This window comes from Blastococcus litoris (assembly GCF_003075095.1).
Lineage (GTDB): Bacteria > Actinomycetota > Actinomycetes > Mycobacteriales > Geodermatophilaceae > Blastococcus_B > Blastococcus_B litoris.
On sequence record NZ_QCZF01000004.1, the window covers coordinates 230449 to 248428 of the forward strand.

The 17980-nt window shown below is 74.5% G+C and carries 16 protein-coding genes; 8 read left to right on the forward strand and 8 right to left on the reverse strand.

All coding sequences use genetic code 11. The features are described 5' to 3' along the window. Window positions 1–2: 2 nt before the first annotated feature. The gene (locus tag DCS98_RS10750; protein WP_116451350.1) at window positions 3–2075 is read right to left on the reverse strand and encodes a prolyl oligopeptidase family serine peptidase; all 2073 of its coding nucleotides are present in this window, start codon (window positions 2073–2075) and stop codon (window positions 3–5) included. A 119-nt stretch (window positions 2076–2194) separates the two neighbouring features. On the opposite strand from DCS98_RS10750, the gene DCS98_RS10755 reads away from it, so the two are divergent. The 5 genes from DCS98_RS10755 to DCS98_RS10775 are packed head-to-tail and all read left to right on the forward strand — an operon-like array spanning window position 2195 to window position 6037. Beyond that, window positions 2195–2803, forward strand: coding sequence for an HNH endonuclease (locus DCS98_RS10755; RefSeq protein WP_241037572.1), 609 nt, complete (start codon window positions 2195–2197; stop codon window positions 2801–2803). Beyond that, entirely contained in the window at window positions 2800–3666 is an 867-nt protein-coding gene (locus DCS98_RS10760) for an SCO6745 family protein (RefSeq protein ID WP_116451351.1), read from the forward strand. Before DCS98_RS10755 ends, DCS98_RS10760 begins: the two co-directional genes overlap by 4 nt. Window positions 3667–3676: 10 nt before the next feature. Continuing rightward, window positions 3677–5110, forward strand: a complete 1434-nt coding sequence (locus DCS98_RS10765; protein ID WP_116451352.1) for an amidase — start codon at window positions 3677–3679, stop codon at window positions 5108–5110. A gap of 30 nt (window positions 5111–5140) precedes the next feature. After that, the gene (ctaJ, locus tag DCS98_RS10770; protein WP_116451353.1) at window positions 5141–5524 is read left to right on the forward strand and encodes an aa3-type cytochrome oxidase subunit CtaJ; all 384 of its coding nucleotides are present in this window, start codon (window positions 5141–5143) and stop codon (window positions 5522–5524) included. A gap of 42 nt (window positions 5525–5566) precedes the next feature. Continuing rightward, window positions 5567–6037 (forward strand): DUF5130 family protein, encoded by a 471-nt coding sequence (locus tag DCS98_RS10775; RefSeq protein ID WP_116451354.1) that lies wholly within the window; start codon window positions 5567–5569, stop codon window positions 6035–6037. A 166-nt stretch (window positions 6038–6203) separates the two neighbouring features. On the opposite strand, the gene pepN is transcribed toward DCS98_RS10775, so the two are convergent. Further along, window positions 6204–8756, reverse strand: a complete 2553-nt coding sequence (gene pepN, locus DCS98_RS10780; protein WP_116451355.1) for an aminopeptidase N — start codon at window positions 8754–8756, stop codon at window positions 6204–6206. Between the two features lie 149 nt (window positions 8757–8905). Between pepN and DCS98_RS10785 the strand changes: the two genes are divergently transcribed. Continuing rightward, window positions 8906–9571: a mycothiol-dependent nitroreductase Rv2466c family protein gene (locus DCS98_RS10785; protein ID WP_116451356.1), complete on the forward strand. Its 666-nt coding sequence runs from the start codon at window positions 8906–8908 to the stop codon at window positions 9569–9571. Here DCS98_RS10785 and DCS98_RS10790 read toward each other — a convergent pair. Continuing rightward, the gene (locus tag DCS98_RS10790) at window positions 9555–11207 is read right to left on the reverse strand and encodes an MFS transporter (RefSeq protein ID WP_116451357.1); all 1653 of its coding nucleotides are present in this window, start codon (window positions 11205–11207) and stop codon (window positions 9555–9557) included. The two genes, DCS98_RS10785 and DCS98_RS10790, sit on opposite strands and share 17 nt — an antisense overlap. A gap of 239 nt (window positions 11208–11446) precedes the next feature. Between DCS98_RS10790 and DCS98_RS10795 the strand changes: the two genes are divergently transcribed. Together DCS98_RS10795 and DCS98_RS10800 are read left to right on the forward strand one after the other, a co-directional pair. Further along, a complete protein-coding gene (locus DCS98_RS10795; protein WP_116451358.1) occupies window positions 11447–12208 on the forward strand; it encodes an SDR family oxidoreductase in 762 nt (253 codons plus the stop codon). Between the two features lie 182 nt (window positions 12209–12390). Continuing rightward, a complete protein-coding gene (locus tag DCS98_RS10800; RefSeq protein WP_116451359.1) occupies window positions 12391–12909 on the forward strand; it encodes a ribose-5-phosphate isomerase in 519 nt (172 codons plus the stop codon). On the opposite strand, the gene DCS98_RS10805 is transcribed toward DCS98_RS10800, so the two are convergent. Genes DCS98_RS10805 through DCS98_RS10825 form a run of 5 tightly spaced genes read right to left on the reverse strand, consistent with a single transcriptional unit; the run spans window position 12899 to window position 17870 of the window. Then, window positions 12899–13981, reverse strand: a complete 1083-nt coding sequence (locus DCS98_RS10805; RefSeq protein ID WP_116451360.1) for a DUF2855 family protein — start codon at window positions 13979–13981, stop codon at window positions 12899–12901. The genes DCS98_RS10800 and DCS98_RS10805 overlap by 11 nt on opposite strands. A 21-nt stretch (window positions 13982–14002) precedes the next feature. Beyond that, window positions 14003–14611, reverse strand: a complete 609-nt coding sequence (locus DCS98_RS10810) for a maleylpyruvate isomerase N-terminal domain-containing protein (RefSeq protein ID WP_116451361.1) — start codon at window positions 14609–14611, stop codon at window positions 14003–14005. 9 nt (window positions 14612–14620) lie between these two features. Next, window positions 14621–15865, reverse strand: coding sequence for a GNAT family N-acetyltransferase (locus DCS98_RS10815; protein WP_116451362.1), 1245 nt, complete (start codon window positions 15863–15865; stop codon window positions 14621–14623). A 47-nt stretch (window positions 15866–15912) separates the two neighbouring features. After that, on the reverse strand, window positions 15913–16557 hold the full coding sequence (locus DCS98_RS10820; protein ID WP_116451363.1) for a response regulator transcription factor: 645 nt from the start codon (window positions 16555–16557) through the stop codon (window positions 15913–15915). After that, the gene (locus DCS98_RS10825; protein WP_241037574.1) at window positions 16545–17870 is read right to left on the reverse strand and encodes a sensor histidine kinase; all 1326 of its coding nucleotides are present in this window, start codon (window positions 17868–17870) and stop codon (window positions 16545–16547) included. Before DCS98_RS10825 ends, DCS98_RS10820 begins: the two co-directional genes overlap by 13 nt. Window positions 17871–17980: the final 110 nt, after the last annotated feature.

A 17980-nucleotide genomic window follows, 5' to 3' on the forward strand; every position in this document is an offset into this window, starting at 1 on the left:
TCCTACCGAAGGGCCAGGCCGGTGTGCTCGGCGAGGAAGGCCAACTGGTCCGCGGCGAGGCCGACGGTGCGGCTGACCGCCCGCGCGCCGTGCCCGACCGAGGTCTCCCGGCGCAGCACGATCGGCGCGTCCGACGTCGTGGCGTGCTGCAGCGCGGCGGCCAGCTTCCGGCCGTGCAGCGGGTGCACCCGGGTGTCGGACTCGAACGTCGTGAACAGGACCGCCGGGTACGCCGTCCCCTCCCTGACCGCGTGGTATGGCGAGTAGCCGAGCAGCCAGCCCAGCTCCGTGGGGTCCTCGGCGGTGCCGTACTCGTCGTTCCAGGTGCGGCCCAGGCCGAACAGCTCGTACCTGACCATGTCGAGCAGCGGGGCGCTGCAGACGACGGCCGCGGCCAGGTCGGGACGCTGGGTGAGCGTCGCCCCCACGAGCAGCCCGCCGTTCGAGCCGCCGAAGATCCCGAGCTGGCGGTGCGTCGTCCACCCCTGCGCGACCAGGTGCTCGCCGGCCGCGGCGAAGTCGTCGAACACGTTCTGCTTGCGCTCGCGCATCCCGGCGCGGTGCCACTCCTCGCCGTGCTCGGAGCCGCCGCGCAGGTTCGCCACCGCCCAGACCCCGCCGGCGGCCACCCAGGAGAGCGCCTGCGCGCTGTAGGCGGGTGTCACCGAGACGTTGAAGCCCCCGTAGCCGTAGAGCACGGTCGGCCGCGGGGTGTCCGGCGCCCCTGACAGGGACAAGACGAACAGGTGCACCGGCGTGCCGTCGGCCGACGTCGCGTGCGTCTCGACGACTCTCAGGTCCGGCACGTCGCCGGCGACGGCCGCCCGCTCCCAGCTCTCCAGCGCGGTCGGGGAGCCCGCGTCCCAGACCAGCACCGAGGGCGGTGTCGCGTAGTCGGTGTACCCGACCCACGCCCGGCCGCCGCCCTCGGGCGGCGAGCTGACGCCGGAGATGCTGCCGGCGCCGAGCCCCTCGACGTCGCCCAGCCGGCCGGAGCCGTCCGCGGCCCACAGCGACAGCCGGTCGGTCGCGTCCACGGCGTGCACGGCCAGGACCTGCAGGGATCCGTCCGGGGCGTCGACCAGCGCGACGTCGGAGAGGACGGCGTCCGGGAGCTCCGGGACGACGTCGCGCCAGGCCTCGGGTGCCCAGGTGGCCGGGTCCCCGGGGTCGGCGACGGCCAGCCGCCAGCGCGGCGTGCCGCGGTCGGACATCAGCCACAGCCGCCCGTCGCGCGCCACCCAGGCCGCCGTCTGCGCGTCGACGCCCACCTGGAAGTCGCGGAGCGCGCCGTCCCCGGCCAGGTCGGCGATCCAGACGTCGTCGCGCGGGGCGGTCCCGGCCGCGCCGGAGACGACGAGCCAGCGGCCGTCCCGGCTGGTGTGGACGCCGAAGTAGGTGGTCGGGTCGCTGCCCTCGCCGTGCACGAGCAGGTCGTCGTCCGCGCGCGTGCCGACCCGGTGGCGCCACACCCGGCGGTGGAACTGCTCCTCGCCGGCCGGCACCTGGTCGGGGGCGAGGCGGCGGACGTAGAAGAGCTCCTCGCCCCCGGGCAGCCAGGCGACGGGGGAGTAGCGGCAGCGGTCGATCGGGCCGTCGACCACCTCGCCGGTGGCGACGTCGAGGACGTAGAGCTCCGATTCCTCGTCGCCGCCCGTGGACAGCTGGTAGGCCAGCCGGTCGCCCTCCCACGAGGGCGACCACGCGTCGAGCGTCGTCGTCCCCGCCGGGTCGAGAGCGGTCGGGTCGACGAGCACCCGCACGGTGCCGTCGGCCTCCCGCACCCGCAGGACCGCGTGCTCCTGGCCGGGGTCGCGGCGGGTGGAGAAGGCGCGGCCGCCCCGCCAGACCGGGACGCCGACGGCGCCGGAGTGCACCAGCTGCTCCAGGCGCCCGGCGAACGCCGGCCGCATCGGCAGCCCGGCGAGGAGCTCGCCGGCGAGGGCGTCCTGGGCCTCGCTCCAGGCCCGGGTGCGCGGGTCGGCGTCGTCCTCGAGCCAGCGGTAGGGGTCGGCGACGCGGTGTCCGTGCAGGTCCTCGACGAGGTCGAGCCGGGGGGCCTCGGGGTAGCGCATCGCTCCCACGGTAGTTGCCGGGCGCTTTCCCACTACGCCGAACGGCCGTCCGCGGGTCAGAATGGGGCAGCCCGCGGGTCTCGGAGCCACCGGCGGTCCGGGGCGACCGGAGGTGAGCCGTGCCGCGAGCCGCGTCCGGGTCGACGACGGTGGGTCATCCAGGCCCCCGCCGCGACCCACACCACCCATCGCTGCTGCCTGTCCCGTCCCCGGGCACGACGAGCGCGACACTGCTCCTCAACGCGACGTACGAGCCGCTGTGCGTCGTCTCGAGCCGGCGGGCGATCGTGCTCGTCCTGGCGGAGAAGGCCGAGCCGGTCGACTCCGCCGCGGACGTCGTCCACGCCGAGCGGGTGAGCCTGCCCGTGCCCGTCGTCGTCCGGCTGACCAGGTACGTACGGGTGCCCTACCCCGCGTCCGTGCCGCTGTCGCGCCGCGCGGTGTTCACCCGCGACGGGCAGACGTGCGTGTACTGCGGGAGCTCGGCGACGAGCATCGACCACGTGGTCCCCCGCAGCCGGGGCGGCACGCACACCTGGGACAACGTGGTGGCCGCCTGCCGGCGGTGCAACCACACCAAGGCCGACCGCTCGCTGGCCGAGATGGGCTGGGCGCTGCCGCACCCGCCCCGGACGCCGAGCGGCGCCGCCTGGCGGCTGCTGGGCACGCGGACCGTCGACCCGCGGTGGCGGGACTGGCTGGGCGTGCCCGAGAGCGTGAGCGCGTGAGCTCTCCGGGCGCCGCTCGGAGGCTGTGGGCGCTCGCCGAGCCCTTCCACGCCCTGACCTATTTCGCCCAGGAGTGCCGCGACGCCGCGGAGCAGGCCGGGCTGGGAGGTTTCTGGAACGGCTACTTCGCGCAGCGCGCCGCCCCGATGGGAGCGGTCGGCGCCGAGGTGGTGACGGCGGTCTTCTACAACTTCGCGCCGGACTTCGTGGCCCGCCGGGTGCCCGCCGTCTGGTCGGCCGCCTCGCCGGACGCCGCGCTGTCCGCCCGGCTCGCGGGGGTGGGTGCTGCCGTCCGGCGGGTGCTGGGCGAGGAGTGGGTCCGGTCGGACGACGCCGCGGAGGCGGCGGACCTCGCCGCGACGGCCGCGGCGGCGGTCGACCTGCCCGGCCGGCCGCTCGCCGCGGCGAACACCGCTGTGGCCGTGCCCGACGAGCCGCACCTGCGCCTGTGGCAGTCGCTCACCACGCTGCGCGAGCACCGTGGCGACGGGCACACGGTCGCCCTGGTCCAGCGCGAGGTCGACGGCATCACCGCCCACGTGCTCGCCGCAGCGGCGGGCCGGTCGGACCGCGAGTGGCTGCTGCGGGCCCGCGGCTGGGACGACGCCGCCTGGGACGACGCGACGGCGCGGCTGGTGGAGCGGCGCTGGATGGACGAGGGCGAGCTCACCGCCGAGGGGCTGGCGATGGTCGCCGCGATCGAGGCGGACACCGACCGGCTGGCGCTGGCGCCGTGGCAGGCGCTGGGCGACGCCGGGTGCGACCGGCTGGCGGGACTCCTGGCGCCGGTCCGGCGGGCGGTCGTGGCGGCGGGGGACTGGCCGGCCGGGAACCCGATCGGGGTGCCCGAGAGCGAGGTCTAGCGTCGGCGCCGTGACGCAGCTGCACGACCTCACCGCGCTCGAGCAGGCCGCCGCCGTCCGCGCGAAGGAGGCGAGCCCGACGGAGCTCGTCGAGCACGCGCTCGGCCGGATCGAGGCCCTCGACCCGGGGCTGGGCGCCTTCCTCACGGTCACCCCCGAGCGGGCGCGCGAGGCCGCCGTCAGGGCCGAGGCGGTGCTCCGCGAGGGCGGCGAGCTACCGCCGCTGCTCGGCGTCCCGACGGCGATCAAGGACCTGAACAACACCGCCGGCGTCCGGACGACTTTCGGCTCGGCGGTCATGGCCGACTTCGTGCCCACCGTCGACGACGCCGTCGTCACGAAGCTGGCCGCGGCCGGGACGATCAGCGTGGGCAAGACGAACACCCCGGAGTTCGGCTTCCCCTGCTACACCGACAACGAGCTGGCCGGGCCGGCCCGCTGCCCGTGGGACCCGACGCGGCTGGCCGGCGGTTCCAGCGGCGGCGCGGCGGTCGCCGTGGCGGCGGGGATGGTGCCGTTCGCGCAGGGCAGCGACGGCGGCGGATCGATCCGCATCCCGGCGTCCATCAACGGCATCTACGGCATCAAGCCCACCCGCGGAAGGGTCAGCAACGCCCCCTTCGGCAGCGAGGTCACCGGCCTGGGCACGAACGGGCCGCTCGCCCGGACCGTCCGGGACGCCGCCGCGATGCTGGACGCGATGGCCGGGCCGGTGCTCGGCGACCCCGCCTGGGCGCCGCCGCTGCCGCCGGGGGAGACCTTCGCCGGCGCCGCGGACCGCGACCCCGGCCGGCTGCGGATCGGCCGGTTCCGCGAGACCCCGATGCCCGACGTCGTCCTGGACCCGGAGGTGCTGGCCGCGTTCGAGGACGCCTCGGCGCTGCTGGCCTCCCTCGGCCACGAGGTCGAGGACGTGCCGGAGGGGCTGCTCGGGCCCGACGTCCTGCCGTCGTTCGAGCAGGTGTGGGCCCTGTCCGGAACGACGCTGCCGGTTCCGCCGGGGCGGGTGGGCGAGCTCCGTCCCCTGACCCGGGAGCTGCGGGCACGCGGGCTGGCGATGTCCGCGCAGACGGCGATGGAGTCGATGTTCGCCCTGCGGGTGTTCTCCCGGCGCTTCCTGCACGCGACCCGGCAGTACGACGTCCTGCTGGCCCCCGTCGTCACCATGACGCCGCGGCCCCTGGGCTGGTTCGACGCCGACGGCGACGGCGCCGAGGACTTCGAGCGCAACAAGCGCTACGCCGCGTTCACCGCGCTGTTCAACGTCACCGGGCAGCCCGCCGTGAGCGTTCCGCTGCACTGGACCGACGACGACCTGCCCGTGGGCAGCATGCTGGTGGGGCGGCCCGCGGACGAGGTCACGCTCATCTCGCTGTCCGCCCAGGTGGAGGCGGCGCGCCCGTGGGCGGGACGGCACCCCGCGTCGTGGCAGCAGGGAGGCTGAAGACCGGGGCGTGCCGGTAAGTTGTCGCGCGTGAACACCGTCGAGGTCCTCCTCATACTCGTCGGCATCCCGCTGGCCGTCATCGTGGTGCTGGCGCTGCTGACCCTCCCCGGCGGGCGCAAGCGCTCCCGCTACAAGCCCGGCCAGCCGTGGGAGCACGCGCCGGTCTGGTACGAGCCCCACCCCGAGGGCGGGAGCTCGGGCGGTCACGGGCCGGCCCCCGCGCACGGCCCGGCCGCGGTGCCCGGTGCCTCGACCGCCGCGCTGGGCTCGTCGGTGTACCCGGAGCAGCCGGGGGAGCGGAACACCGATGCGGGCAGCGGGGCCGGTCCGGTCGCGCACAGCGGCTCCACCAGCGGCGGCTACGCCTCGGTCGACGCCGGCCCGCTCGGCGGCGCCCGCGGGACCTGGTGACCCGATGACCCACTCCACGACGACTGTCCCGGGAGGACGGCGATGACCTCCGCGCTCGAGACCGAGTCGCACGACACGGCCACCCGGCACACCGCCACCTCGCGGACGGAGGAGGCGGAGCAGTCCCGGCTCGACGAGATCTTCACGTTCCAGGAGCTCGCCCGGCTCGACGAGGCGCTCACCATGTCCTCCCGGGAGACCGGGCTGCGGTTCACGCTCTACATCGGTGACCTCGGCAAGCGGACCCGCATCCAGGCCGAGGAGCTGCACGCCCGCTCCGGGGTCAACCCGACCGACTCGGTGCTCCTCGCCGTGTCACCGGGCCAGAAGGTGGTCGAGGTCGTCACGGGTGCCGGCGCCGGTCGCCGGCTGCCCGACCGCGCCTGCGCGCTGGCGGTGCTGTCGATGACGACGTCGTTCGCCAACGGCGACCTGGTCGGCGGCATCATCAACGGGCTCCGCCAGCTGTCGGACCAGGCCGGCCACCCGGCGTCCCTGCGCAAGGCCCACTAGAACACCGCGGTCCTCCGTACAGCACCGCGGCCAGGTGCCGTACCCGACCAGGGCTGAGCCGCTGCCCTTGTCCCGATCGGGAAGCCTCCAGCCCCCGCGATCGGTCCACGCACGAACAGCAGAGGCGCCGCATCCCACGAGGGGTGCGGCGCCTCTGCCGTTCGACTCAGAGGTTCGCGTCGGCGTCCCGCTCGCGGGCGCGAAGCGCGCGGGCGATGCCGTCCCGGCCCTCCGACACCAGCCGGCGCAGCGGGGCCGGCTGCTCGGTGTCGGCCAGCCACCCGTCGGCCGCCGCGATGGTGCGGGGCTCGACGACCGGCGGGAACAGGTACTGGACGGCGTTCTTCGCGATCTCGCCCGGTCGGCGGTCCCACATCGGGCGGATCTCGGCGAAGTACCGCTCCACGTAGCCGGCGGTGAGCTCGCGCTGCGCCGGGTGCCAGAAGCCCTGCAGGATCGCCTCGTGCACCGCGTTGGGCACGGTCTCGTCGCGGAAGACCCGCTCCCAGGTCTCCTCCTTGGACTCCGCCGTCGGCCGCAGTGCCCGCGCGGTGGCCGCGCGCCGGATGCCGGTGGCGGTGGCGTCCCGCTCGGCCTCGGCGTCGATCTCGGCGTCACCGGCGGCGCCGATCGCGACCAGCCCGGAGAGGAACGCCCAGCGCGCGTCGGCGTCGACCTCGAGGCCCTCGACCGTGCGCGAGCCGTCGAGCAGGCCGCGCAGCACCGCGGCGTGCTCCTCGGTCCGCGCGGCGGCCGCCAGCGTGCGTGACCACTGCAGCTGCATGTCGCTGCCGGGGGGTGCGGTCTGCAGCGCGCCCATCGCGTGGTCGGCCAGCGCCGTCCAGCCGGTGGGCGCCCAGGTCGGGTCGGCGTAGGACGACAGCGCGGTCTGCACCCGGGCGAGCAGCGCCTGGACGACGCTGATCTCGGTCTCCGCGTCGACGCCGGCCAGCACGAGCTGCACCCACTCGCGGGCGGGCAGCTCGGCGTCGCGGGTCATGTCCCAGGCGGCCGACCAGCACAGCGCGCGGGCCAGCGGGTCGGGCATCGCGCCGATCCGCGTGCGCAGCGTGCCCAGCGACCGCTCGTCGAGCCGGAGCTTGGCGTACGTGAGGTCGTCGTCGTTGACCAGCACCAGGTCGGCGGCGGGGTGGCCGACCAGCTCGGGCACCTCGGTGCGGGCGCCGGCGACGTCGAGCTCCACCCGGTCGCTGCGCGTCAACCCGCCGGGGCCCTCGCTGTAGAGGCCCACGGCGAGGCGGTGGTTGCGCAGCACCGGGTGCTCGGCGACGGCGGTCTGCTCGATGGCGAAGCTCTTGTAGCGGCCGTCGTTGGTCAGCTCGAAGACCGGGCGCAGCGTGTTGACCTGGCTGGTCTTCAGCCACTGCTCGACCCACTCGGACAGGTCGCGGCCGGAGCTCTCCTCCAGCGGGGCCAGCAGGTCGGCGAGCGTGGTGTTGCCGAACTCGTGCTTGCGGAAGTACCGCCGCACGCCGGCGAGGAACTCGTCGCGGCCGACGTAGGCCACCAGCTGCTTGAGCACCGAGGCGCCCTTGGCGTAGGTGATGCCGTCGAAGTTGACCTCGACCGCGGCGACGTCGGGGATGTCGGCGGCGATCGGGTGGGTCGAGGGCAGCTGGTCCTGCGCGTACGCCCATGCCTTCTCGGTGTTGGCGAACGTCGTCCACGCGGTCGTGTACTCGGTCGCCTCGGCCTGGCAGAGGGTGCTGATGTAGGTGGCGAACGACTCGTTGAGCCAGAGGTCGTCCCACCAGCGCATGGTCACCAGGTCGCCGAACCACATGTGGCCGAGCTCGTGCAGGATCGTCTCCGCGCGGCGCTCGTACCGGGCCCGGCTGACCTTCGACCGGAAGACGTAGTCCTCGAGGAAGGTCACCGCCCCCGCGTTCTCCATCGCACCGGCGTTGAACTCCGGCACGAAGAGCTGGTCGTACTTGTCGAACGGGTACGGGTAGTCGAACACCCGGTGGTAGAAGTCGAAGCCCTGCTTCGTGACGCGGAAGAGCTCGTCGGCGTCGAGGTGCTTGGCCAGCGACGCCCGGCAGTAGAGCCCCAGCGGGATGCCCTCGTGCGAGTCGGTGACCTTGGCGTACGGGCCCGCGATCAGCGCGACCAGGTAGGTCGAGATGCGCTTGGTCGGCTCGAAGTGGGCCAGCTGCGACCCGGCGGGACCGGCCTCGATGGTCCGGCCGCCGGTGTTCGAGACGACCTGCCAGTCGAACGGCGCGACGACGTGCAGCGTGAAGGTGGCCTTGAGGTCGGGCTGGTCGAAGCAGGCGAACATCCGCTTGGCGTCGGCCGGCTCGAACTGCGTGTAGAGGTAGACCTGCCCGTCCTCGGGGTCCTCGAAGCGGTGCAGGCCCTCACCGGAGTTCGAGTACCGGCAGTCGGCGGTGACGACCAGGGTGTTCTGCTCGGCCAGGCCGGGCAGCGGCAGACCGCCGTCCTCCGTGTAGGTGCTGACGTCGAGCTCGGCGCCGTTGAGCGTCGCGGAGTGCACGGTCTCGGCGACCAGGTCGATGAACGTGCTCGCCCCGGCCTCGCGCGCGGTGAACTCGACGGTCGTGACCGACCGGAACGTGCGCTCGCCGGGGTGCCCGTCGCCGTCGGTGACGTCGAGCTGGAGGTCGTAGCTCTGCACGGCCAGGAGCTCGGCGCGGGCAGCGGCATCGGTGCGGGTCAGGTTGGGAACGGCCACACAGGCCAGCTTCCCATGCGGGGACGACAGGATTTCTCCCGCTCCACCGCGTCGACCTGCCGCGGGAGGGAACAAGCCGGTGGCGATCCGGATTGGTGAACTGCGGGACCGGCCAGGCCGGCGCGACGACGAACGCAGAGGAGCACCACATGACCGAGGCAGTGCAGAGCGCCCCCACGAAGGCCCGGGTGGACTTCTGGTTCGACCCGCTGTGCCCCTGGGCCTGGCTGACCAGCCGCTGGGTGCTCGAGGCGGCCAAGGTCCGCGACATCGACCTGCACTGGCACGTCATGTCCCTCGCCGTCCTCAACCGCGGCCGGGACCTGCCGGAGGAGTACCAGGAGATGATGAAGCAGGCGATCGGCCCGGTCCGCGTCGCCATCGCCGCCGCCCAGCAGCACGGGAACGAGGTCCTCGGTGACCTCTACACCGCCATGGGCACCCTCCGGCACCACGAGGGCAAGGAGCTCGACGAGCTGACCGTCCCGGCTCTGGAGCGCGCCGGCCTGCCGGTGGAGCTGGCCGAGGCCGCCACCTCCACCGAGTACGACCAGGCGCTGGAGAAGAGCCACCACGAGGGCATGGACCCGGTCGGCGACGACGTCGGCACGCCGGTCATGCACATCGACGGCGTCGCCTTCTTCGGTCCGGTCATCAGCAAGGTCCCGACCGGTGAGGACGCCGGCAAGGCGTTCGACGGCGCCGTCCTGCTCGCGAACCTCCCCGACTTCTGGGAGCTCAAGCGCACCCGGCTCTCCGGCCCCGACATGGACTCCGTCCCGGCCGACGCCCTGGAGCTCACCGGCCGCCGCTGACCTCGCCCTCGGCCCGGTCGCCCGCCGGGGGTCCCGCCTGGGGCGGGATCTCCGGCGGTTCGCCCGTGGTAGCCCCCTCGGCCAGCGCCGCCGCCTGCCCCGGCGTGACGTCGGTGGCCAGGTCCTCGTGCCTGATGTTCAGGCCGACGAGGATCACCACCGCGACGGCGACCATCATCCAGATGGCCACCGTGAACGCCTGCGACGTCCCGTACGCCTGGGCGTCCAGGGCGGCCGCCGGGCCAGGGGGACCCGAGGCGGCGAGCTGGGCCAGGCGCTCGCTGATGCCGTTCGCGAACACGGTGCCGAGGACGGCGATGCCGACGGCGCCGCCCACCTGCTGCACCGTGTTCAGCACGGCCGAGCCGACGCCGGCGTCGTTGGGATCCACCCGGCTCACCGCCGTGAGCGTGAGCGGCACGAACAGCAGCCCCATGCCGACCGCCTGGACGACGATCCACGGCAGGAGGTCGGAGGCGTACCCGGCGTCGACGTCCATCCCGCTGTAGCCCCACATGGCGAGCACCGACAGCCCCGCGCCCGCGCCGGCGATCCACCGGGGGTCGACCCGTGAGGCGAGCGTCGAGGCGATCTGCGCGGCGACGACGATCCCGACGGTGAACGGCAGGAAGGCGATGCCGGCCTCGAGCGGGCTGTAGCCGAGCACCTGCTGCACGAACAGCGACACGAACAGGAACATCGAGAAGATCGCCGCGCCGATGACCAGCATCGCCACGAAGCTCACCGCGCGCGTCCGGTCGGCGATCACCCGCATCGGCAGGAGCGCGTGCGACGAGCGGGCCTCGATCACGAAGAAGGCCACGAGCAGGACGACCCCCGCGATGATCGGGCCGTACACCAGCGTGTCCGACCACTCCTGCGGGAGGCCCGTGTCGAGGTCGGTCTGCGCCTTCCGGTTGAACCCGTAGACGATCGCGGCGAGCCCGGTGGTCCCGGTCAGCGCGCCGGGCAGGTCCCACCTTCCGGACTGCGGAGCGGACTCCGCCAGGAAGCGCGGCGCCAGGAAGGCCGCGAGGAGACCGATCGGGACGTTGATCAGCATCGTCCAGCGCCAGGAGGCCTCGGTGAGCGCGCCGCCGAGGATGAGCCCCACGGCCGCGCCCGCGCCGGACATGGCCGCGTAGACGGCGAAGGCCCGGTTGCGCTGAGGGCCGGCCGGGAAGGTCGTGGTGATCAGCGCCAGGGCGGTCGGGGACGCCGCTGCGGCACCCGCCCCCTGCAGCGCGCGGGCCCCGAGCAGTTGCCACTGCTCCTGGGCGACGCCCGCGAGCAGCGACCCCACGGCGAACAGCAGCACGCCCGCGAAGAAGACCTTGCGCCGGCCGATGAGGTCGCCGAGCCGGCCGCCGAGCAGCAGCAGGCCGCCGAAGGCGATCGCGTAGGCGGTGACCACCCAGGTGAGGTCGGCGTCGCTGATGGCGAGCTCGTCCTGGATGCGCGGGAGCGCGATGTTCACCACCGAACCGTCGAGCACGACCATCAACTGCACCGTGCAGATGAGGACGAGGGCGACCCACAGCGGACGTCCGCCGGGGCCGGTGGGCCTCTCGACGGTGCGCGCCGGCTGGTCGGGTGGCCGGCGCGGGCCGGGGACGGGCGGGCGATCGGTGGTCATGGGATCTCCTCCGGGGTGCACATGGATGCGCGGACGTGCGGGGCCCGAGCGGCGCCGGCCGGGACCTCGACCTGAGACCGCGCGGGACGCTAGTCAGGGGGACGACGCGGCGGGCCGGGCCGTGACACGTGAGAGCGGTCTCCCGGCGCGTGCTGCTGCCCCGCGGTCGGCCGGTCACGGCGGGTTCCCGCCGGCAGGGCCGGAGGTCCCTGCCGGGCGGGGTGCGGCATGCTGTCGCGGTGCCGAACCCCGTCCGCCAGCGCATCTTCATCTCCGGCGCGAGCGCCGGGCTCGGCGAGGGCATGGCCCGCCGGTTCGCCGCCATGGGCCGCGACCTGGCGCTGGCCGCCCGCCGCACCGACCGGCTGGACGCGCTCCGCGAGGAGTTGCTGGCCGCGCACCCGGGGATCCGGGTGGTCACCGGCGCCGTGGACGTCGACGACCCGGACTCCGTCGCTACCGGAATGCGCTCGCTCGCCGAGCAGCTCGGCGGCTTCGACCGGGTGATCGCGAACGCCGGCATCGGGCGGGGAGCGTCCATCGGCACCGGTCACGCCGCCGAGAACCGCGCCATCCTGCTGACCAACGTCCTCGGCACGCACGCCCAGTGCGAGGTCGCCATGGAGCTCTTCCGCGACCAGGGCGCCGGGCACCTCGTGCTGATCAGCTCGGTGGCCAGCGTCCGCGGGATGAAGGGCAGCCGCACCGCCTACGGCGCCAGCAAGGCGGCGCTGAACTCGCTCGCGGAGGGCATCCGCTCCGACGTCCTGGGTTCGCCGATCGTGGTGTCGGCGATCCTGCCGGGCTACATCGAGACGGCGATCAACGAGGGGCGCCGCGGCCCGCTGACGGTCGGGCTGGACGAAGGCGTCCGCGCGCTGGTCGACGTCGTCGAGCGGGAGCCGGCGCGGGGCTACGTGCCGGAGTGGCCGTGGCGACCGGTCGCCGGTCTGCTGCGGGTGCTGCCCATGGGCGCCGTGCGCCGGCTCACCGGCGACTGATCACCAGCAGATCCGCATCGGGCGACCGCGGGAGCACCTCCACGTCGCGGGACGGCGAGGAGGGACGCTGCAGTGGCAGCACCGAGAACGCCACGGACCGGCCAGCCGCGCAGCGAACCAGGCGCCCTTCCAGCGGTCGACCCCCAGCACCGCCACGCCCGGAGCCTGACAGACTCGCGCCCGTGCGCGTCTTCATCGGTACCGACCACGCAGGCCTCGAGTTCAAGGAGCACCTGAAGCAGGCACTCACCGACGCCGGTCACGAGCCGGTCGACTGCGGCGCGTTCGAGTACGACGCGCAGGACGACTACCCGCCCTTCTGCTTCGAGGTGGGGGAGCGGACCGTCACCGAGCCGGGATCGCTCGGCGTCGTCATCGGTGGATCCGGCAACGGCGAGCAGATCGCGGCGAACAAGGTGCCCGGCGTCCGGGCTGCCCTGGTCTGGAACACCTCGACGGCGCAGCTGGCACGCCAGCACAACGACGCGAACGTCGTGGCGGTCGGCGCCCGCCAGCACAGCCCGGAGGAGGCGACCGAGCTGGTGCTCGAGTTCCTGCGCACGCCGTTCAGCGAGGACGAGCGGCACGTCCGCCGGATCGGGCTGATCAGCGACTACGAGCGCGACCGGCACCGCCCCGCCGGTGGGCTGCCCACAGAGCCCGAGCTTCCGCTGAGGGCTCACCGGCCGCCTAGAACGTGATGACGTGGCCGGTGCGGGGGTCCGCGCGGCCGGCCAGCACGTCCTGCCAGACCCGCTCCAGTTCGTCCGGCCCGGCCGAGACGACGACGTCGACCCACTGATCGGCGAGCGGGGCGAAGGCACGCCAGGCGTCGGCGAAGCGGCTGTCGAGCCCCTCGCGCCCCCACTCGCCGATGCGCTTGCGCATCTGGTCGGGGGCGAAGAACATCGCCGGCCCCGTGTCGGCGAGGGTGCCCGCGGTGGCGGCATCTTGGTGCGTCACGCCGACGACGACCTCGTGCAGCAGGGACGAGCCGAGCTGGACGCGGACCCGTGCCGTCAGGGCGGGATCGCCGGCGAGGTCTGCGTACAGCGTCGGCACATCGGGGGACAACTGGTCCAGCGCGTCGTAGGGCAGCACCGCGTCGTAGCAGCCCAGGCCCTCGGTGTAGGCGACATTGCGGGGGGACGTGAGCCCGACGACCTCCCGGCCCAGGCGGTGCAGCTCGAACGCCGTCCCGTAGGCGGTCTTGCTCGAGGCCGAGGACAGCACGATCCGCTCGGCGCCCATGGCGTCGGAGTCGTCCAGCCAGTCGGCGAGCATGAAGGACGTGAAGAACAGCGGGCGGAAGAGGACCTGGAGATCCTCCCGGTCGGCCTCGTAGGCCGGGTGGCCGGTCGTCGCGGCGTAGGCGTTGTACGGCGAGGGCAGCGTCGCCCGGTGGTCGCTCGTGTCCCGGAACCCGCGCTCGCCGACGCGGCCGGGACGGACGAGCAGGTGGCTCCCGAAAGGCAGGTACCCGTACACACGGGTGCCCTCGGCGAGCCCGTCGACCCGGGACTCCGCCACCTCCGCGAAGCCCCAGAGCGGGACGACGCCCCACCCGGGCTCGGTCGGGAAGAACTCCCAGTAGCGGAAGGAGTCGCCCAGGACGGCGTAGGTGACGTTGTTGGCCGTCAGGCCGACCCGCTGGACCCGGAGCACGGCCTCCCCGGGTGCGGGGTCCGGGACCGGCGTGGCCAGGCGGCGCGTGCGGGCGAGGTCCGAGCGGTCCACCGCGAGGGTCCAGGAGTTCCTGCCGGAGTCGCCCATGCGGCCGACCGTAGCGCCCGGTCAGAGCACCGAGAAGCCGCTCGGCAGGCCGGTCCGTCCGGTCGCGGCCAGCAGCAACGGGCCGGCGCGCCCGCCGCTGACGGCGAGCTCGGCGACCAGGGCGAGCGCCTGGGCCGCTGCGCTCGGCGGGACGTCGGCCGGGAGGTCGAGCGCGGCGCAGAGGTCGGCGGTGTGCACGACCAGCTCGAAGGTCCGCGTCGGGAGGTAGTCGGCCAGGCGCATGCCGCCGGCCACCGTGGTCAGCAGCTCGTCGCCGGTCCGTGCGCCCACCAGCGGGACCACCCGGGCGGCGATCGCTGCGACCGCGGCCGGCGGGTCGTCCCCGAGAGCCGCACCCGCCTGCCGTCCGCGTTCGGCCACGGCAGGACCTGCGGACATCGTGCTGGTGGCGCGGAAGTACCCGGCGGCCGAGTCGATCTCCGCGGACTCCGCCGGCTGGGCCAGGTAGGCCTCGACGGTCAGCAGCGAGCGGCTGGTGTGGCCGACCAGGGCTTGGATGTCCCACTCACCGAGGCCCGGCTCCGCCCACCGTTCGCCGACCAGGGCGGTCGTGCCCACGAACCACCGGGCGGCGTCGGCGAAGGCCTCGCGCGAGGCGTCCCACGTCATGCGGCGGCCTCAGAAGTCGTCCGGGCACCACGGGGTGACCGGCCAGCCGAACGCGGTGGAGGCGTGGGTGACCGCGCCGGGGCTGATCTCGCTCACCCTGCCGGCGGCCTGCAGCGTGGCCAGCGACGTCCCGCCCAGGTAGGCCGCGGACAGCTCCTCGATGCCGAGGGCGATGTCCGGGTCGCGGTCGGTGCGCTCGCAGAAGGCGCCGGAGGGGTGGCCCCAGACGTGCCAGCGCCCGTGGTTCCACTCGCAGAACGGGTCGCGGACGTCGAAGACCAGGTCGATGCGAGCCGGGTACCGCCGGGCGGAGAGCGCCCGGCCGACGTCGACCAGGCGGACCCACAGTCCGTCGCGCGGAGGGCCGGTGAGGGCCCGGGCGTCGGTGACCATGGAGCGGATCGGGTCGTCGGGGTGGGCGCGCTGCAGCCGGACCGTGCTGACCAGGTCGACGGAGAGCAGCACCTGCCAGAGCGAGGCGTAGGCGGGCGTGCTGAGCCCGCGCACCTCCTCGACGGTCAGCGTCCCCTCCGGGTGCCCGGTCTCGGTCCAGCTCTCCTTCATCCGGTAGGCGGCGTACCCGGTGACCGTGCCGTCGGTCTCGGTGTGCAGGAGGTACCGGCGGGCGGTGGCGCCGTGCCGGTGCTCGGGGAGGTCGGCCATCTCCCGGTCCCACCAGCGGTCGTCGCGGGCCAGGTTGCCCGGCACGGCGCGGCGCACCACGTCGTGCACGGCGGCGGCGGCGGGGCGGTAGGCGGCCTCGTCGACGATGGAGACGCGGCCGGTGCCGAGATCGACGTCCGGGCGCAGCCGCAGCCGTGCCACCGGACCGGAGAGCGGCGCCCGGACGGTGGCGGGCGCGTAGCCGAACCGGCCGTAGATGGGGTGCTCCGACGCCCAGAGCGCCGCGACCGGCTCGCGCTCCTGCTCGTGGAGCTCGGTGAGCTGGCGCCGCATCATCGAGGTCAGGACACCCCGGCGGCGGTGGGTCGGGGCGACGGTCACCCACGTGACGCCGGCGCACGGCACCAGCGCTCCCGGCACTGTCAGCTCCCGGCTGTAGATGCCGGAGGTGGCGACCACGCGGCCGTCGTCCCAGAGGCCCAGCGACCGGTCCAGCTCGGCGACCGGTGACGGGGTGTCGACGTAGGGCCCGACCGGCGTCTCGCCGAAGGCGCCGGCCATCGTCGCGAGGAACTCGGGCCACTCCTCGGCGGTCGCGGGGCGGAGCTGGTCGTAGATGTCGTCGGCCACGGACGTTGTCTACCGGGCGGGTCCGACGGTCCGCCAACCAGTTCCGGTCAGCCGCGCAGGTAGGCCAGCGTGGCCATGACCCGCCGGTGCTGGTCGTCGTCCTGGGCGAGGCCGAGCTTGGCGAAGATGTGCTGGGTGTGCTTCTCGACCGCGCCGGGGGTGACGACGAGGATCCGGGCGATGGCGGCGTTCGAGTGGCCCTCGGCGATGAGGCCGAGCACCTCCCGCTCGCGCGGGGTGAGCCGCCGGACCGGGTCGTCGGCGCGGCGCCGGGCGAAGAGCTGGGCGACGACCTGCGGGTCGAGCACGGTGCCTCCTCCGACGACGTCCTCGAGCGCGGACAGGAAGGTGTCCACGTCGGCGACCCGGTCCTTGAGCAGGTAGCCGACCCCGCCGGCGCCGTCGGCGAGCAGCTCGTCGGCGTAGGCGACCTCGACGTACTGGGAGAGGACGAGCACCGCCGTCCCCGGCACCTCCCGCCGGGCCTCGACGGCTGCGCGCAGGCCCTCGTCGGTGTGGGTGGGCGGCATCCGGACGTCGACCACGGCGACGTCCGGGCGGTGCTCGCGCACCGCCCGGACGAGCGAGGGGCCGTCGCCGACGGCGGCGACCACCTCGGTGCCGGCCTCCTCGAGGAGGCGGACCAGGCCCTCGCGGAGGAGGACCGAGTCGTCGGCGATCACGACGCGCACGGCAGCTCCGCGGTCAGCCGGGTGGGTCCGCCGCGCGGGCTGTCCACGGTCAGGACGCCGTCCACCGCCTGCAGGCGGTCGGCCAGGCCCGCGAGCCCGTGACCGGACGCGATCACCGCGCCGCCGGCGCCGTCGTCCTCGACGACGACGCGCAGCCGGTCGCCGGCGCAGCGGACCTCGACCCGGCTGGTGGTCGCGTCGCTGTGCTTGGCGATGTTGGCCAGCGCCTCGCTGACGACGAAGTAGGCGGTGTTCTCGGTGACCGGTGCCAGCCGGTCCGCGGGCAGGTCGACGGCGAGGTCGACGGGCACGGGGGAGCGGGCGGCGATCGCGGCGAGCGCTGCCGCCAGGCCGCGGTCGGCGAGCACCGGCGGGGCGATGCCACGGGAGAGGGCCCGCAGGTCCTCCAGCGTCTCGCGAGCCAGGCCGGCCGCCTCGCCGAGCGCCGCGTGGGCGGCGGCCGGGTCGCGCTCGAGCTGCCGCTGGGCGCGGGCGAGGTCCATGTTCAGCCGGACCAGCTGCTGCTGCGGCCCGTCGTGGATGTCGCGCTCCAGCCGCCGCAGCGCGACCGCCTCGGCGGCGACGGCGGCGTTGCGGCCCTCGGTGAGCCGGCCGAGCTCGGCCTGGGTCGCGGCCCGGGAGGTCAGCATCACGCGGCCCAGCTGCGCCTGGAGCAGCGCCATCCCGCGGACGGCGAAGGGCAGCAGGACGGCGAAGACGATGCCGATGGCGGTGGAGAGGGCGATCCGGGCACCGGCCGAGCTCTCGAAGCCGAGCAGCTCGAGCAGGTCCATGTTGTCCGGGTCCGTGGAGGCGTCGGGCAGCGCCCAGTCCCAGGCGCCGTAGGTGATCCCCCCGAGGGCCGCCGACCAGAACGTCACCGTGACGACGAAGGAGGCGATCGCGAGGGGGAAGCGGACCAGGCCGTGCAGTGCGTCCAGCCAGGTCTGCGGGTCGCGCAGCGGGGTGATCAGCTTCCGGACGGCGCTCCCCTCGGGCACCCGGTAGGCGGGGCTCGGGACCGGGCGGCCGAGGACGTTGGGCAGCCAGGCGCGCTCGATCGCGGCGAAGCCGCGCGCCGCGACCAGGGTGGCGGCCAGGACCGCCACGCCCACCCAGATCACGAGCAGGCCCGCACCGAGGCTGAGACCGGTCACGACGACGACGAACGCCGCGATCGCGACCGGGAAGCTGACGAGGGTGTAGGCGGAGTCGATGCCGAGCTGGCGCACGACGCCGAGCCGGTCCGGCCGGGCCGGCGGGTCGGGCGTCTCGAAGGCCATGGTCGGCAGTACTGCGGTGTCTGTGGTCATGCCGTCGAGCCTGGTGCCGGACGGCGCCCGGACCCATCCCGCTGGCTGGCCGACTGGAGGTCGGGCTGGCCCGACCACGGGGAACGTGTCATCTCGGACGGAATGCTGGC

Excerpts from the sequence above, each read along its gene's own strand:
- DCS98_RS10750 (WP_116451350.1), bottom strand. The coding sequence starts at position 2,075 with ATGCGCTACCCCGAGGCCCCCCGGCTCGACCTCGTCGAGGACCTGCAC.
- DCS98_RS10775 (WP_116451354.1), top strand. The coding sequence starts at position 5,567 with ATGACCTCCGCGCTCGAGACCGAGTCGCACGACACGGCCACCCGGCAC.
- DCS98_RS10785 (WP_116451356.1), top strand. The coding sequence starts at position 8,906 with ATGACCGAGGCAGTGCAGAGCGCCCCCACGAAGGCCCGGGTGGACTTC.
- DCS98_RS10790 (WP_116451357.1), bottom strand. The coding sequence starts at position 11,207 with ATGACCACCGATCGCCCGCCCGTCCCCGGCCCGCGCCGGCCACCCGAC.
- DCS98_RS10805 (WP_116451360.1), bottom strand. The coding sequence starts at position 13,981 with ATGGGCGACTCCGGCAGGAACTCCTGGACCCTCGCGGTGGACCGCTCG.
- DCS98_RS10810 (WP_116451361.1), bottom strand. The coding sequence starts at position 14,611 with ATGACGTGGGACGCCTCGCGCGAGGCCTTCGCCGACGCCGCCCGGTGG.
- DCS98_RS10825 (WP_241037574.1), bottom strand. The coding sequence starts at position 17,870 with ATGACCACAGACACCGCAGTACTGCCGACCATGGCCTTCGAGACGCCC.